Source organism: Brenneria sp. hezel4-2-4 (assembly GCF_013155275.1).
Classification (GTDB): domain Bacteria; phylum Pseudomonadota; class Gammaproteobacteria; order Enterobacterales; family Enterobacteriaceae; genus Brenneria.
Map to the genome: position 1 here is coordinate 74265 of NZ_JABJXS010000010.1, position 15538 is coordinate 89802.

Consider the following 15538-nt stretch of genomic DNA (forward strand, 5'->3'; position numbering starts at 1 on the left):
GCGCCATGCAAATGGCGCCTGAACAACAATGCCGAAGTTATCCTTATTACTCCCGCTGCTTTTCCTGCTGTTCGGCGCCGGCATTGCCGCCTATGCCTTTATTCAGCTCGGCGATGCGGCCTCGTTTGGCGCGGGATTTATGCCCGCCATCGTCGGCTGCCTGATGGTATTGCTCTCCGTTCTGGATCTGATAACCGTGCGGTTAACAAAAGCGCATCGCCAGCCGGCGAATAGCGGGCAACGTGACCTCATAAGCGTCGGTATGGTCGCGATCACCGTCGTTTTCTATATTTATTGCGTTGAATTCCTTGGGTTCATCCTGACCACCAGCATCATTATGGCCGGCCTGCTGGTGCTTTTCCTGCCGAAAAACAAAGCCATTGCCGCTGTTGCCGCCGTGGGGCTTTCGACCGGCATTTATTACCTGTTTTCAAAAGTATTATTGGTGCCTCTCCCTTCCGGCAGCATTTTTTAAGGACCACCGACGATGGATATCCTGATCAACGCCAGTGAATACATTACCCTGAACGCCATCATCGCCATCTTTGCCGCCGGGCTGTTCGGCCTGTTTATCGGCGCGATACCCGGTCTGACCGCAACCATGGCCGTCGCCCTGCTGGTTCCTTTCACCTTTTTTATGGATCCCATCCCCGCGCTGGCGATGATGATCTCGGTCGGCGCTTCCACCATCTATGCCGGGGATATCCCGGGCGTACTGTTGCGCATTCCCGGCACCCCCGCCTCGGCCGCCTACGTGGACGACAGCTATGCGCTGAGCCAACAGGGGAAAACCAATCACGTCCTCGGCCTCGGCCTGAGCACCTCGGTCATCGGCGGCATCATTGGCGCCATTGTGCTCAGCTTCGCCTCACCGTTGCTGGCCTCATTCGCCATGAAATTCAGCTCGTTTGAGTACACCTGGCTGGCGCTGCTGGGGCTGAGTTGCTCAACGCTGATTTCAGGACAATATGTGGTCAAAAGCCTGATGGCGTTGTTGTTGGGGCTTGCTTTAGCCACCATCGGTTATGATGAGTTCACCGGGCAGCCGCGTTTCACTTTCGGTCAGGTCGCGCTATTGGAAGGGATCAGTTTTATCCCGGCGATGATTGGGATGTTCGCTATCGCCAACGCGATTGAATATTACGCCGGCCGCCACCGTGACCGCGTTAAGCCGGCAAACGCCGCGCCGCCGCCGGTGGAAAAATCGTCGTTAAATATCCTTGCCGGCATATGTCCGGCATTGAAAAAAAACCGGCTCGGCATTGCGCGCAGCAGCGCCATCGGCACCTTGATTGGGGTACTGCCCGGGGCGGGCGCCGATATCGCCGCCTGGATCTCCTACGCGGTGGCGAAAAAGTTCTCCCGCGAGCCAGAGAAATACGGCAAAGGTTCGGAAGAGGCCGTGATTAACGCCTCATCCAGCAATAATGCCAGCCTGGCGGGAAGCTACATCCCCACGCTGGTGTTTGGCATCCCCGGAGACTCCGTGGCCGCCATTGTGATCGGCGTACTCTATATGAAAGATATGCAGCCGGGGCCGTCCCTGTTTATCTTCCACCCGGAAAAGCTCTACGCCATTTTCATGCTGTTCTTTATCGCCAACCTCGCGTTGCTGCCGCTGGCGCTGATCGTGGTTAACTTCCTGAAGCGCCTGATTTCGGTAAATAAAGATATCGTGTATCCGGTGGTGATCGTATTCAGCATCGTCGGGGCATTCGCCATGAATAACTCCATGGCGTCGGTGGTGGTGATGCTGGTAATGGGGATTGCGGGTTATTTCCTACAGAAACATCACTACCCGATTGCGCCGGTGATTCTGGGCATGGTGCTGGGGCCGATGTTCGAGAAAAGCCTGCTGTCTTCGCTGCTGAAATCGGATGGCAACCTGATTGCCTTTGTGGAACGCCCGATCTCCGCTTTCCTTGCCGTGCTGTTTTTAATCGTGGTCATCATGCAGGCCAAAAGCATCATTCAGGTGTTCAAAAACAGCCGCGGGTAAAACCGCCACACCCTCATCGGGCCGGTATGACGCAGGCCCGATCAGTTGACGGATTCAGCATCCTGCGGATAGCGGTTTTGCCAGGCTTCAAAACCGCCGTCAATGCTGTATACCGACTCAAAGCCCAGGCTGATCAGGTACTGCGCCGCATTGCGGCTGCTGATCCCGTGATAGCACATCACCATGACCGGCGTATCCAAGTCCGCGCCACGCACAAAATCCGCCAACGTCTCGTTGGTCAAATGCGTGGCGCCGGGTACGTGGGCAACGGCAAAACTCTGCCCATCGCGGATATCGACGACGATGCCCCCCTGTTGCCAGCGGGAATAGGCTTTTTCTATGTCAATCGCTTCAAATTGTTCCATTAAGAGTTACGACCTTGTTAACCACAAAGAACATTATTGTAACCCTTAGAACGCCGGATAAAACCCAGCAAATGATATGGAATTAGTGAAAGCGCGGCGGTTTTCTTTCACCGTTAAAGCAACGCGCGCCGCTTGAAGTATGACGGGTATAGAGTCCCGCTTATTACAGCAACTTCCGCTGACAGTAGCATGCCTATACCATCCACCGATGATCTCGCATCGGCTCTACTTAAAATCGTAGATCGGCCTCACCCTGCGGCGTTTTACCGCCCGTCCAACGTTGTGCCGGGGAACTGGATAACAATCGCAACCGTAACTCGTTGATTGATGTGTCCCCTTGCGCAAAGCCGCTACACCAAAATCACCTCTACGTTCTGGTCGCGCAGTTGCGCCACGATCTGCGCATTCGCCTGTTTGCCGGTAATGACGACGTCAATCTGCTCCACCCGGCTGAACAGCATCCCGGCGCGTTGGCCGATCTTGCTGCTGTCCACCACCACCGCCAGCTTACCGACATAGTTAAGCATCTTTTGCTCCGCCATCGCCGTCAGCATATCGGTTTTATACAGCCCTTCCGCCGTCAGCCCCTTGCCGCTGGTAAACATCCAGTGCCCGGCATACAGGCTGGCATCCCCTTCCTGCGGCGCCAGCGTAATGGACTGACTTTTATTGTACTGCCCTCCCATGATGACGACGCTTTCATGTTCCTGCTCAATCAGGTAATTCGCCAGCGGAAGATAGTTGGTGATCACCTGAACGTCTTTGCCGCATATTTCCTGCCCCAGCAAAAAGGCGGTAGAGCCGCAGTTAATCACCACGCTTTCGCCCGGACGGCACAGTTGCGCGGCGGCTTTGGCAATGCGCATTTTCTCGTCCAGGTTTTGCGCCTGATAAATATTGAGCGGCGACCAGGCGGGACGCGGAACGCTCACCGCTTCGGCGCCATTGCGAACTTTCCGCAACTTGCCTGACTCATCAAGCTTGTTGATATCACGCCTTGCCGTGGCGGGTGAGACATCAAAGTGCTCGATAAGATCGGCAACGGTAAGCTGCTTTTGTCGTTGCAGAAAATCAATGATGGCGTTATGGCGCTGAGATTCAGTCATATTGGCCCCGTTAAATGGATTCTACTCACCGATTATAAGGAGCGCTTACGGTAATTTGAATCATAACTTGTCAAAAGTACGCACGGGATATCGTCCACGGATAAGAGCGCGATTGCAAAGCGAATGCTGGAAAGGGCGGCCCACGCCGCCCCGTGGTTTTACAGGAAAGATTTAAACGGCAAATCCGGTTCGATGGTGAAGCAATCGTCAAATCCGCGCGGATAGTGATATTCCAGATTATCTTTGTCCTGCGGCCAGGTGAACTTGCCGCCGACCTGCCAGATAAACGGTTTAAAACCATACTTCAGACGATCTTTTTTCATTTCCCACAACACGCGAATTTCCTGCGGATCGGCCTGAAAATTCGACCAGATATCATGGTGGAAAGGAATGACCACTTTGGTGTTCAGCGCCTCGGCCATACGCAGCATGTCGGAACTGGTCATTTTATCGGTGATGCCGCGCGGGTTTTCGCCATAGGAGCCCAGCGCCACATCGATCTGATGCTCGTTGCCATGTTTGGCGTAATAATTTGAATAATGCGAGTCCCCGCTGTGATAAAGATTGCCGCCCGGCGTTTTGAATAAATAGTTCACCGCCCGCCTATCCATGCCATCCGGCAGCACGCCCGCCGCTTTCTCCTCTGGCGGCAGCGTTATCAACGCCGTGCGGTCGAACGCATCCAGCGCATGAATTTCAACATCCTTGATGGAGATCACATCGCCCGGTTTGACCACGATACAGCGTTCACGCGGCACTCCCCAGCCAATCCACAGATTCACGCAGCTTTCCGGGCCAATAAACGGCACGTCGGCGTCGCAGTTTTTCATCACGGCGGCGGCCACATTCACATCGATATGATCGTTATGGTCATGCGTGGCGAGCACGGCATCAATTTGTCGAATGGCGAAGGGATCAAGAACGAATGGCGTGGTGCGTAAATTAGGCTGTAGTTTTTTCACCCCGGCCATGCGCTGCATTTGATGGCCGGATTTCATCAGCGGATTACCGTGGCTCTGTTTGCCCGTGCCGCACCAGAAATCCACACAAATGTTCGCCCCCTCTTCCGACTTCAACCAGATGCCGGTACAGCCCAGCCACCACATGGCAAACGAGCCGGGCGCCACCTGCTCTTGTTCTATCTCTTCATTCAGCCAGGTTCCCCATTCCGGAAAGGTATTCAGGATCCATGACTCACGGGTAATGCTCTCGATTTTACTCATAGTGTGAACCTCATCAGCGATCGGCGTGGTGCGTTATTGAACGTTACAATCATAAGAAATCATAAAATGAAAACAAGTGATTTTATTTTGCGAATCTACCACCATTTTTTTATGCCCGCAATCGACTATTGCGTGCGGCGATTTTTTATATGCTGCTGAAAAATCGGTTATAAATTGTGACATTGATTCAAATAAATACATAATCACATGAAAAATAACGACAAAAAAATAATGCCAAATTTTATGCGCTGAAAATGACGTCGGTAAAAAGGATAATTGCGAAGCTAATCACAAATAATCAATTAATGTCTTTTTATGATTATTTATGATTGCTAAAGTGTTCGTGCCTTACAAAAAAAGACCTGCCCGCGCCAAGGCAATTCGGACGTGGCGCGTAACAGAATGACCAAAGCCAGAACGGAGTGCTTATGGAAACCCTCTATAAAATCTTTACGATTTTCTTTAATCAGGTCATGACCAACGCCCCGCTGCTGCTGGGGATTGTCACGTTCATCGGTTATTTACTGCTGCGTAAAAGCGCCACTGTCATTATTAAAGGCACCATCAAAACGATCATTGGTTTTATGCTGTTACAGGCAGGTTCCGGCATTCTGACCAGCACGTTCAAACCGGTTGTCGCCAAAATGTCCGACGTTTACGGCATCAGCGGCGCCATCTCGGATACCTACGCGTCCATGATGGCGACCGTCGAACGCATGGGCGATGCCTACAGTTGGGTCGGCTATGCCGTATTGCTGGCGCTGGCGCTGAATATCGTTTACGTGCTGCTGCGCCGGATCACCGGCATCCGCACCATCATGCTGACCGGCCACATCATGTTTCAGCAGGCCGGGTTGCTCGCCGTGTTCTTCTATATTCTCGGCTACCCGATGTGGACCACCATCATCTGTAGCGCCGTGTTGGTTTCCCTCTACTGGGGCATTACGTCCAACATGATGTATAAACCCACGCAGGCGGTGACCGACGGCTGCGGTTTCTCCATCGGCCACCAGCAGCAGTTTGCCTCCTGGCTTGCCTATAAGCTCGCCCCTTATCTGGGGAAAAAAGAAGAGAGCGTGGAAGATCTGAAGCTTCCGGGCTGGCTGAATATCTTCCACGACAATATTGTCTCCACCGCCATCGTCATGACGGTATTCTTTGGCGCGATCCTGCTCTCCTTCGGCCTGGACACCGTGCAGCAAATGGCCGGGAAAACACACTGGACGATTTATATCCTGCAAACCGGCTTCCAGTTTGCCGTCGCCATTTTCATCATCGTACAAGGCGTACGGATGTTCGTAGCCGAACTCTCCGAAGCGTTTAACGGCATATCCCAACGTTTAATCCCCGGCGCGGTGCTTGCCATCGACTGCGCGGCGATTTACAGCTTCGCTCCCAATGCGGTGGTGTGGGGATTTATGTGGGGCACCATCGGTCAGTTGATCGCCGTCGGCATTCTGATCGGCATCGGTTCCCCCATCATGATCATCCCCGGCTTTATTCCGATGTTCTTCTCTAACGCCACCATCGGCGTGTTCGCCAACCACTTTGGCGGCTGGCGCGCGGCGATGAAGATCTGTCTGGTGATGGGCGTGATCGAAATATTCGGCTGCGTATGGGCGATAAAACTGACCGGTCTGAGCGCGTGGATGGGCATGGCGGACTGGTCGATTCTGGCGCCGCCGCTGATGCAGGGGTTAACGCTTGGCCTGTGGTTTATGAGCGTCGTTATCGTGATTGCCTTGGTTTATATGGTCTTTGCCAGCCGCACATTGCGGGCTGAAGAAGATGCTGAAAAGAAACTCGCTGAGTCCATACCCTAAATGATTCGAGTTACAGAGCGCAGTCAAAACACATGCAACTTGCAGTATGACGGGTATACCACGAACGCATTCAGGAGAAATCATTATGACCGTACGAATTCTGGCCGTATGCGGCTGCGGGCAAGGAAGTTCCATGATCATGAAAATGAAAGTCGGCCAATTTTTAACCGAGCAGGGGATCGACCATAGCCTGAATAGCTGCGCAGTGGGCGAATACAAGGCCGAACTAAGCGGTGCAGACATCATCATTGCCTCTACGCACGTTGCCGATGAAATCACCGTCAGCGGCAACAAATATGTGGTCGGCGTACGCAATATGCTCTCGGCCGCCGACTTTGGCCCAAAGCTGCTGGATGTCATCAAAGCGCATTTCCCGGCGGACTTAAAGCAATAGGGAGCTTTTATGAAACTACGTGATTCACTGGCGGAAAATCGTTCCATTCGTTTGCAGGCGGAAGCCGGTAGCTGGCAGGAGGCGGTAAAAATCGGGGTTGATCTGCTGGTCGCCGCCGACATCGTCGAACCCCGCTACTACCAGGCGATTCTGGATGGCGTAAAACAGTTCGGCCCCTACTTTGTGATTGCGCCAGGACTTGCCATGCCCCATGGCCGCCCGGAGGAAGGGGTGAAAAAAACCGGCTTTGCGCTGGTGACGTTGAAAACGCCGCTGATTTTCAACCACGAAGATAATGACCCGGTCGATATTCTGATCACCATGGCGGCCGTTGATGCCCATACCCATCAGGAGGTGGGCATCATGCAAATCGTGCAGCTTTTTGAAGACGAAGCCAATTTTGACCGCCTGCGCGCCTGTCGCACCGAGCAGGATGTACTGGATTTGATTGACCAGACCGCTACGGCGGCATGCTGATTAAGGAGCTTACCGATGTCTCATTTACCGATGTTACAGGTCGCGCTGGATAACCAAACGCTGGCCGATGCCTACCAAACCACCCGACTGATTGCCGAAGAAGTGGATATTATTGAAGTCGGCACCATTCTGTGTGTCGGCGAGGGGGTGCGCGCGGTGCGCGATCTGAAATCCCTTTATCCGCACAAGATTGTGCTGGCCGACGCCAAAATTGCCGACGCCGGGAAAATTTTGTCACGCATGTGCTTTGCCGCCAATGCAGACTGGGTGACCGTTATTTGCTGCGCAGACATTAATACCGCCGCCGGCGCGCTGGAGGTCGCCCGCGAGTTTAAGGGAGACGTTCAGATCGAACTGACGGGCTTCTGGACCTGGGAGCAGGCGCAAGCCTGGCGTGATATTGGCATTCAACAGGTGGTGTATCACCGCAGCAGAGATGCGCAGGCCGCGGGGATCGCCTGGAGCGAGACCGATATCAGCGCCATCAAGCGGCTGGCGGATATGGGCTTCAACGTGACCGTTACCGGCGGTCTGGCGCTGGCGGATCTGCCGTTGTTCGAAGGCATTCCCATCCATGTGTTTATCGCCGGCCGCAGTATTCGCGACGCGGCGGATCCAGTGGAAGCCGCGCGCGAGTTCAAGCGCCGCATCGCCCAACTCTGGGGCTAAGGTGATCTCATGCTCATGAAGGCTGTTCCTCTCGGTATTTATGAAAAAGCACTGCCGCCGGATGAAAGCTGGCTGGCGCGTCTGCAACTGGCGAAAGCGCTGGGTTTTGATTTTGTCGAAATGTCGGTGGATGAGAGTGACGGCCGACTGGCACGGCTTGACTGGAGCCCTGAGCAACGTCTGGAACTGGTCAGCGCGATTTCCGCCAGCGGCATCCGTGTCCCGTCCATGTGTCTGAGCGCTCATCGGCGTTTCCCGCTCGGCTGCGAAGATGACGACATCCGTAACCAGGGGCTGGAGATTATGCGCAAAGCGATCCGCCTTGCGCAGGATGTCGGTATTCGCGTTATCCAGCTCGCCGGTTACGACGTCTACTATCAACAGGCTAACGACCTTACCCGCGAGCGTTTTCGCCACGGTTTGCAACTGGCGGTGGAAATGGCCAGTCGGGCTCAGGTCACGCTGGCGATGGAAATCATGGACTACCCGTTAATGAACTCCATCAGCAAAGCGCTGGGCTATGCCAATTACCTCAATAATCCGTGGTTTCAGCTTTACCCGGATATCGGCAACCTGTCGGCGTGGGATAACGATGTTCAAATGGAGCTTAAAGCAGGGAAAGGCCATATCGTGGCCGTGCATGTTAAAGATACGCGGCCGGGCATTTTCAAAAACGTGCCCTTTGGCACCGGCGTGGTCGATTTTGCGCGTTGTTTCACCACCCTCAGAGAGAGCGGCTACTGCGGCCCTTATCTGATTGAAATGTGGAGCGAAACATCGCCCAATCCGCTAAAGGAAATCACCGCCGCGCGCGACTGGGTTAAACAGCGGATGGCCCAGGCCGGTTTGCTGGTGGAGGAAGTCGCATGACAGAACAGCTAAAACAGCAGGTTTTTGAGGCGAATATGGCGCTTCCGCGTCATGGTCTGGTGACCTATACCTGGGGCAACGTCAGCGCCATCGATCGGCAACGGCAGCTCATCGTCATCAAACCCAGCGGAGTGGCGTATGACGTTATGCAGGCCGACGATATGGTGACGGTGGATATGCAGGGCAACGTGCTGGAAGGCAAATATCGCCCTTCCTCCGATACGGCCACCCATCTGGAACTCTATCGCCGCTATCCGCAAATCGGCGGGATCGTCCATACCCATTCCACCCACGCCACCGCCTGGGCGCAGGCCGGGATGGCGATCCCCGCGCTGGGCACCACGCATGCCGACTACTTTTATGGCGATATCCCCTGTACCCGCCCCTTAACGTCGCAGGAGGTGGAAGCGGAATATGAGAAAAATACCGGCGTGGTGATTGCCCAAACGCTTGGCGACGCTAACCCGCTGCATACGCCGGGCATCATCGTTTACCAGCATGGACCCTTTTGTTGGGGTAAAGACGCGGATGAAGCGGTGCACAATGCGGTGGTGATGGAGGAAGTGGCGAAAATGGCGTGGCTCACCGGCTCGATTAATCCACAACGGCACCCGATTGACGGCTATCTGATGAATAAGCACTTCAGCCGTAAACACGGCCCTAACGCCTATTATGGGCAGCGGTAGTATAATCCCCGTTTATGCCCGCGAAAGCGGGCATCTCATGCACTGCGCCGTCAGGCAACGCAAATCTCCGTCAGCGCAAAAACAGCGGAAATAAATCTTCTGTTACTGCGCCGCTCCTAAAGCCCGCCGCTGTCTTATGCTTTTATCGCGCTTAATACCCATTATTTTAATGTGACAATTATCATCAAATTGTTAGCTACATCACGCATAAATGTTTTTATTCGGTTAAGTGTTAGCTGTATTGTTTGTTTTCGATTATTATAATGCTCGAAAACGAACATTTTTTGCTTTTATTTTAATGGTGGAGGAAAAAACGTGGAAACCAAAGATCTAATTGTGATCGGCGGCGGCATTAACGGTGCAGGCATAGCCGCGGATGCGGCCGGGCGCGGCTTATCCGTGCTGCTGCTGGAAGCGCAGGATCTGGCCTGCGCCACCTCCTCCGCCAGCTCTAAATTGATTCACGGCGGCTTACGCTATCTGGAACATTATGAGTTTCGTCTGGTCAGCGAAGCGCTCTCCGAACGTGAAACTCTGCTGAAAATGGCTCCCCATATTATTTTCCCCATGCGTTTCCGCTTACCGCATCAACCACACCTGCGTCCGGCATGGATGATCCGTATCGGTTTGTTTATGTATGACAATATTGGCAAACGCGTCAGTCTACCGGCCAGTAAAGGGGTGAAATTCGGCGCCGAATCAGTCTTAAATCCTCAACTGACCCGCGGTTTTGAGTATTCAGACTGTTGGGTGGATGATGCGCGTTTGGTGGTGCTGAATGCGCAGGAAGTCACCAAGCGCGGCGGCGAAGTGCGCACCCGCACCAAGGTCGTCAGCGCCCGTCGCGAACAAGGCTTGTGGGTAGTTGAAGCGATTGACTCACTCAGCGGCGAAACGCTCACCTGGCGTGCCAAAGGTCTGGTAAACGCCACCGGCCCGTGGGTGAAAGCGTTCTTTGATGATGGCTTGCATCTGAAATCCCCATATGGCATCCGCCTGATCAAAGGCAGCCATATTGTCGTGCCGCGCGTACACGATCAGCCTCAGGCTTATATCTTGCAGAACAAAGATCACCGCATTGTGTTTGTGATCCCCTGGCAGGATGAATTTTCGATCATCGGTACTACCGATGTGGAATACCAGGGCGAACCACATAATGTGCAGATCGACGACAACGAGATTAGCTATCTGTTGGACGTATATAACGATCACTTCAAAAAACAGCTCACCAAAGAAGATATCGTCTGGACCTATTCCGGCGTGCGCCCGCTGTGCGATGACGAATCGGATTCGCCACAGGCTATCACCCGTGATTACACGCTGTCGGTGGATGATGAGCACGGTCAGGCTCCGCTGTTGTCCGTATTCGGCGGTAAGCTGACCACTTACCGTAAACTGGCGGAACACGCGCTGGATAAACTGCAAAAATATTACCCGCAGGCCGGCAAAGCCTGGACTAAAAATGCCGTTTTACCCGGAGGCGATATCGCAGGCACGCGGGATGACTACGCCGCGACGCTGCGCCGCCGCTTTAACCTGCCGGAAGCGCTGGCGCGCCGCTATAGCCGGACATATGGTTCAAACAGCGAGCTGATTCTTGCTAATGCGCAAGGCCTTGCTTCCCTGGGCGAGCATTTCGGTCATGACCTGTATGAAGCAGAGCTTCGTTATCTGGTTGAAAAAGAGTGGGCGGTAACGTTGGATGATGTTATCTGGCGGCGCACCAAACTCGGTATGTGGTTAACTGAAGCGCAGCAACAGCATATCAGCGAATGGCTGGACGCTTATCGTCATCAGGTAGCAAAAGTCAGCTAATCCTCCTTTGCAGAACGTTTACATTTTGGTAAACGTTCTGTATCTTCGAAAAACATCAAATCATTCCCAGGGTTATTTTTCTGGCTGAAAACCACGTTTTGAACCAGAATCTCCCCAAAACCGTATGTATATCATTTTCAACCCATCGTCTTAATTCTGTATATTTCGGCATAAATCAAAAATACCGATATTCGGTATTATTCAGATATAACATTTCACCTGATAAATTAACCTCGCCAGAAATAAACCATAGATAATCATTCTTAATCATTATTATATTTATTTATGGTTTAAAAATACGCATTGATATCTCATTATGAAATTATCAAATAATAATAAGAATCAATAACAACAATTATATTTAAAATAAATAATTTATACGACATTAATCACAGAATAAAAAATAACCTAACCACATTATTTATATGGTTAACGAGCTGTATAAAAATGACCTATAGCGAACAGATTGAAAAATCGTGAAATTAAAGAGGATGGCGCAATCGTTATTTGTTTTTTATATAACGCTATTCAATGCCGCTTCTCATTCTATTTTCCACTAAATTGCCTTTGATGTTTTGCTATGGGTTGGGTATGCGGGGGATAAGAATTAAATGCCTAATCAGGTTGAACGTCCTTTATTAGATCTGGGGTTAACAAGACTGGAGTTCCTGCGTATTTCAGGCAAAGGCCTGGCGGGGATCACCATCGCGCCGGCATTGCTTTCTTTGCTGGGGTGCAGACAGGAAGAGATTAACAGCGGCGCCATCGGGCTGACGACCACGCCGAAAGGGGTGCTAGTGACCAAGAGGGCCCGCTGCACAGGCTGTCACCGCTGCGAAACCTCCTGTACAACCTATAACGACGGCAGCGTCGGCTCTTTCTTCTCACGGGTGAAAATCCACCGCCATTTTTATTACGGCGATGGCGGCATAGGTTCCGGCGGCGGGCTGTATGGCGATCTGAATTTTACTACCGACACCTGTCGGCAATGTAAAGATCCCGAATGTATGAAAGTCTGCCCGATAAACGTGATCGCCTATAACGAGGAGCGCGGCTGTATTACGGTGGACGCCCGGCGTTGTATCGGCTGCGCCGCCTGTACCACCGCCTGCCCGTGGATGATGGCGACGGTAAACCCGCAGATCGAAAAATCCGGTAAGTGTAATTTATGTGGCGAATGCGCTACCGCTTGCCCTACAGGTGCATTGAGTATCATCGACTGGGAAGAGATTACGGTCTGAGCAGCCGGACGTTATCCCTATCTATTCATCCATGTCGATGCTTCACACTCGGGAAAATAAATTATGATCAACGGTTGGACGGGCAATATATTACGCATCAACTTAAGCACCGGCGCGATCGCTAAAGAAGATTCCAGCAAATATAAGCCGTTTATTGGTGGAATGGGCTTTGGTTATAAAATCATGTACGACGAAGTGGCGCCGGGAACCAAACCTTTTGACGAAGCCAATAAGGTGGTATTTGCCGTCGGGCCATTAACCGGTTCCGGCGCCCCCTGCAGCTCACGGGTTAATATCACCACGCTGTCTACTTTTACCCGCGGTAATTTAGTCATTGACGCGCATATGGGCGGTTTCTTTGCCGCTTATATGAAATATGCCGGTTATGACGCCATCATTATTGAGGGGAAATCGGCCACGCCGGTGTGGATTAATATTCAGGACGATAAAGTCAGCATTGAAAATGCCGCTTTCCTGTGGGGGAAAGGAACCCGCGCCACCACCGAAGAGATCTGCCGCGCCACCAATGTGGAAGCCTGCGTCGCCGCTATCGGTCCGGCGGGGGAAAATCTGGTTCCTTTGTCCGGTATTCTGAACAGCCGCAACCATAGCGGCGGCGCCGGTACGGGCGCGGTACTCGGCTCGAAGAATCTTAAAGCCATCGCCGTCATCGGCACCCGGGGCGTCAACGTCTCGAATCGGGAAGCGCTGAAAAACCTCAACGATTACATGATGACGCAGTTAATCGGCGCGAATAATAACCATGTGGTGCCGAGCACGCCGCAGGCCTGGGCCGAATATTCCAATCCGCGCTCCCGCTGGACGGCGCGCAAAGGGTTGTACTGGAAAGCCGCCGAAGGCGGCCCGATTGAAACCGGCGAAATTCCCCCCGGCGACCAGAATACCGTTGGCTTCCGTACCATGAAATCGGTATTCGACCTGGGGCCGGCGGCTGAAAAATATACCGTGAAAATGGGCGGATGTCACTCCTGCCCCATCCGCTGTTCGGCGCAGTTGAAAGTCCCGCAGGCCGGCGAATACGGCGTGCCGACCACCGGAGGCAACACCTGTGTCGCTCAAACCGCGCATAGCTCGATGTACCCGAACGGCCCCAAAGATTTTGAGGAAAAAGGGGACGGCAAGGTTATCGCCAATTTTGTGGCGTTAAACGTGTTTGACGACATGGGGCTGTGGTGTAACTACGCCCAGTTACAACGCGATTTTGTTTACTGCTATTCACACAATGTGTTCAAACGCGTACTGCCTGCGGAGGAATACGCTTCAATCCGTTGGGATCTGCTGGAAGCGGGCGATCCGGCGTTTATCAAAGATCTCTACCTGCGTCTGGCGCACCGGCAGGGTGAAATCAGCCACCTGGCCGACGGATCTTATCTGCTGGCGCAAAGGTGGGATCTGGGCGAGGAATACTGGGCGGCCGCCAAAAACAAACTGTGGTCGCCGATGGGCTTTCCGGTGCATCACGCCAATGAAGCCTCGGCCCAGGTCGGCGCGCTCGTCAACTGCATGTTCAACCGCGATGCCATGACGCATACCCATATCAACTACATCGGCAGCGGGTTGCCGTTAAAACTGCAAAGAGAGGTCGCCGCGGAGCTGTTCGGTTCGGCGGATGCCTATGACGAAACCAAGAACTATACGCCGATCAATCCGTACAAAATCAAATACGCCAAATGGTCAATCCTTAAAAGTTGTCTGCATGACGCGGTGACGCTGTGTAACTGGGTCTGGCCGATGACCGTCTCGCCCTTGAAAAGCCGTAACTATCGCGGCGACCTGGCGCTGGAAGCCAAATTCTTCGCGGCGGTGACGGGCGAAACCACCACGGAAACGAGTCTGGATCTGGCGGCGGAGCGTATCTTCACGCTGCACCGCGCCTACACCGTAAAGCTGATGAACACCACAGACATGCGTCATGAGCACGACCAAATCTGTTCGTGGGTATTTGATAAAGACCCAGACATCCCGGTGTTTACCGAAGGCACCGACAAGATGGAGCGGGAAGACATGCAAAAAGCGCTGACCCTGTTCTATACGGAAATGGGCTGGGATCCTGAACTGGGCTGTCCGACCAGAGCAACGCTGGCCAGGCTGGGTATGGAAGACGTCGCCGACGATCTGGCGTCACGGGATTTGCTCCCGGCATAAGCGGTATTGATTATGAATACGACACCATCATTTACATCAGGGCCATCATCCGAGCCAAAAGCACAGCATGACGCCCAGCCGGATTTAACCAAAAGACGACTGCTGCTGCCGTTATCCCGTCAGGCGGCAGATAACGATGTCACGGCTGATGAGCCCGCCGAACAAAAAGCGCCGTATTTAGTCGTGGCGGGTTATATCCGCCAGCGTTCGGCGGCGGGCGAACTGGTTGACGCGCGGAACTTTCAGGCAGCCCCCTACTCGCTGGATGCGGAAACCCTCGACCGGCTGTTTGAACAGATTAATCACAGCCAGGATTGTGCGGACCTTCTCTCCATCAGTAACGATGAAGCGCGGTATTACTACTCCGATCGACATATGAGCCATAACTACGCCCGGCTCCTGGTTTTCACGCACCAACAGGATATCTGCAAAACCATTGCGGACACCGTTCGTTTCGAGTGCCAGACCTATCCGCGGCCTTACAAGGTGCAGATGCTGCGATTGCCGCCCTATGCTTTGACACAGGAAAAAATTGACGGCGCAATGCGCTTTTTCGAACAGTCCGATGCGTTTCAGGATATTCGCCTCGTCGCGGCGTCTAACGGCGCGTCCTATTTATTCAGTGAACGTTTCATGAGTTACGGCAAAGCCAGGGGGCTATGTGAGTGGATTGAGGTCGAACAGTATGAAAACCCTTAACCCTT

Annotated in this window: 15 protein-coding genes; 12 read left to right on the forward strand and 3 right to left on the reverse strand. The window is 53.1% G+C overall.

Going from position 1 to position 15538, the window contains the following annotated elements:
• Positions 1-28 precede the first annotated feature (28 nt).
• Both HOY33_RS16930 and HOY33_RS16935 read left to right on the forward strand, forming a co-directional pair.
• Positions 29-475, forward strand: a complete 447-nt coding sequence (locus tag HOY33_RS16930; protein WP_172291314.1) for a tripartite tricarboxylate transporter TctB family protein — start codon at positions 29-31, stop codon at positions 473-475.
• Positions 476-487: 12 nt separating this feature from the next.
• Complete coding sequence (locus HOY33_RS16935) at positions 488-1999, forward strand: tripartite tricarboxylate transporter permease (protein ID WP_172291315.1); 1512 nt, start codon at positions 488-490, stop codon at positions 1997-1999.
• A gap of 41 nt (positions 2000-2040) precedes the next feature.
• Here the strand turns inward: HOY33_RS16935 and glpE are convergent, their stop codons facing one another.
• From glpE to ulaG, 3 genes are all read right to left on the reverse strand, one after another.
• Positions 2041-2364, reverse strand: a complete 324-nt coding sequence (gene glpE / locus HOY33_RS16940) for a thiosulfate sulfurtransferase GlpE (RefSeq protein WP_172291316.1) — start codon at positions 2362-2364, stop codon at positions 2041-2043.
• 350 nt (positions 2365-2714) lie between these two features.
• Positions 2715-3470, reverse strand: a complete 756-nt coding sequence (gene ulaR, locus HOY33_RS16945; RefSeq protein ID WP_172291317.1) for an HTH-type transcriptional regulator UlaR — start codon at positions 3468-3470, stop codon at positions 2715-2717.
• 158 nt (positions 3471-3628) lie between these two features.
• Positions 3629-4693 (reverse strand): L-ascorbate 6-phosphate lactonase, encoded by a 1065-nt coding sequence (ulaG, locus tag HOY33_RS16950; protein ID WP_172291318.1) that lies wholly within the window; start codon positions 4691-4693, stop codon positions 3629-3631.
• Between the two features lie 428 nt (positions 4694-5121).
• On the opposite strand from ulaG, the gene ulaA reads away from it, so the two are divergent.
• The 10 genes from ulaA to HOY33_RS17000 all read left to right on the forward strand — a co-directional run bounded on the left by ulaA (position 5122) and on the right by HOY33_RS17000 (position 15533).
• A complete protein-coding gene (gene ulaA / locus HOY33_RS16955; protein WP_172291319.1) occupies positions 5122-6516 on the forward strand; it encodes a PTS ascorbate transporter subunit IIC in 1395 nt (464 codons plus the stop codon).
• 85 nt (positions 6517-6601) lie between these two features.
• Complete coding sequence (gene ulaB, locus HOY33_RS16960; protein ID WP_109054777.1) at positions 6602-6910, forward strand: PTS ascorbate transporter subunit IIB; 309 nt, start codon at positions 6602-6604, stop codon at positions 6908-6910.
• Positions 6911-6919: 9 nt separating this feature from the next.
• Positions 6920-7387: a PTS ascorbate transporter subunit IIA gene (gene ulaC, locus HOY33_RS16965; RefSeq protein ID WP_172291320.1), complete on the forward strand. Its 468-nt coding sequence runs from the start codon at positions 6920-6922 to the stop codon at positions 7385-7387.
• A gap of 15 nt (positions 7388-7402) precedes the next feature.
• Entirely contained in the window at positions 7403-8056 is a 654-nt protein-coding gene (locus HOY33_RS16970) for a 3-keto-L-gulonate-6-phosphate decarboxylase UlaD (RefSeq protein ID WP_172291321.1), read from the forward strand.
• Between the two features lie 9 nt (positions 8057-8065).
• Positions 8066-8926, forward strand: a complete 861-nt coding sequence (locus HOY33_RS16975; RefSeq protein WP_172291322.1) for an L-ribulose-5-phosphate 3-epimerase — start codon at positions 8066-8068, stop codon at positions 8924-8926.
• Entirely contained in the window at positions 8923-9612 is a 690-nt protein-coding gene (locus HOY33_RS16980) for an L-ribulose-5-phosphate 4-epimerase (protein ID WP_172291323.1), read from the forward strand. The genes HOY33_RS16975 and HOY33_RS16980 overlap by 4 nt, the downstream gene beginning before the upstream one ends.
• 315 nt (positions 9613-9927) lie before the next feature.
• Positions 9928-11427, forward strand: coding sequence for a glycerol-3-phosphate dehydrogenase (gene glpD / locus HOY33_RS16985; RefSeq protein WP_172291324.1), 1500 nt, complete (start codon positions 9928-9930; stop codon positions 11425-11427).
• Positions 11428-12038: 611 nt separating this feature from the next.
• Positions 12039-12668 carry a ferredoxin-like protein gene (locus HOY33_RS16990; protein ID WP_172291325.1) on the forward strand — a complete coding sequence of 210 codons (630 nt, stop codon included), beginning with the start codon at positions 12039-12041 and terminating at the stop codon, positions 12666-12668.
• A gap of 63 nt (positions 12669-12731) precedes the next feature.
• Complete coding sequence (locus HOY33_RS16995; protein ID WP_172291326.1) at positions 12732-14834, forward strand: aldehyde ferredoxin oxidoreductase; 2103 nt, start codon at positions 12732-12734, stop codon at positions 14832-14834.
• A 12-nt stretch (positions 14835-14846) separates the two neighbouring features.
• The gene (locus HOY33_RS17000; protein WP_172291327.1) at positions 14847-15533 is read left to right on the forward strand and encodes a YdhW family putative oxidoreductase system protein; all 687 of its coding nucleotides are present in this window, start codon (positions 14847-14849) and stop codon (positions 15531-15533) included.
• Positions 15534-15538: the final 5 nt, after the last annotated feature.

Excerpts from the sequence above, each read along its gene's own strand:
- glpE (WP_172291316.1), bottom strand. The coding sequence starts at position 2,364 with ATGGAACAATTTGAAGCGATTGACATAGAAAAAGCCTATTCCCGCTGG.
- HOY33_RS16975 (WP_172291322.1), top strand. The coding sequence starts at position 8,066 with ATGCTCATGAAGGCTGTTCCTCTCGGTATTTATGAAAAAGCACTGCCG.
- ulaR (WP_172291317.1), bottom strand. The coding sequence starts at position 3,470 with ATGACTGAATCTCAGCGCCATAACGCCATCATTGATTTTCTGCAACGA.
- ulaA (WP_172291319.1), top strand. The coding sequence starts at position 5,122 with ATGGAAACCCTCTATAAAATCTTTACGATTTTCTTTAATCAGGTCATG.
- HOY33_RS17000 (WP_172291327.1), top strand. The coding sequence starts at position 14,847 with ATGAATACGACACCATCATTTACATCAGGGCCATCATCCGAGCCAAAA.
- HOY33_RS16970 (WP_172291321.1), top strand. The coding sequence starts at position 7,403 with ATGTCTCATTTACCGATGTTACAGGTCGCGCTGGATAACCAAACGCTG.
- HOY33_RS16990 (WP_172291325.1), top strand. The coding sequence starts at position 12,039 with ATGCCTAATCAGGTTGAACGTCCTTTATTAGATCTGGGGTTAACAAGA.
- ulaC (WP_172291320.1), top strand. The coding sequence starts at position 6,920 with ATGAAACTACGTGATTCACTGGCGGAAAATCGTTCCATTCGTTTGCAG.
- HOY33_RS16930 (WP_172291314.1), top strand. The coding sequence starts at position 29 with ATGCCGAAGTTATCCTTATTACTCCCGCTGCTTTTCCTGCTGTTCGGC.
- ulaB (WP_109054777.1), top strand. The coding sequence starts at position 6,602 with ATGACCGTACGAATTCTGGCCGTATGCGGCTGCGGGCAAGGAAGTTCC.
- HOY33_RS16980 (WP_172291323.1), top strand. The coding sequence starts at position 8,923 with ATGACAGAACAGCTAAAACAGCAGGTTTTTGAGGCGAATATGGCGCTT.
- HOY33_RS16935 (WP_172291315.1), top strand. The coding sequence starts at position 488 with ATGGATATCCTGATCAACGCCAGTGAATACATTACCCTGAACGCCATC.
- ulaG (WP_172291318.1), bottom strand. The coding sequence starts at position 4,693 with ATGAGTAAAATCGAGAGCATTACCCGTGAGTCATGGATCCTGAATACC.
- HOY33_RS16995 (WP_172291326.1), top strand. The coding sequence starts at position 12,732 with ATGATCAACGGTTGGACGGGCAATATATTACGCATCAACTTAAGCACC.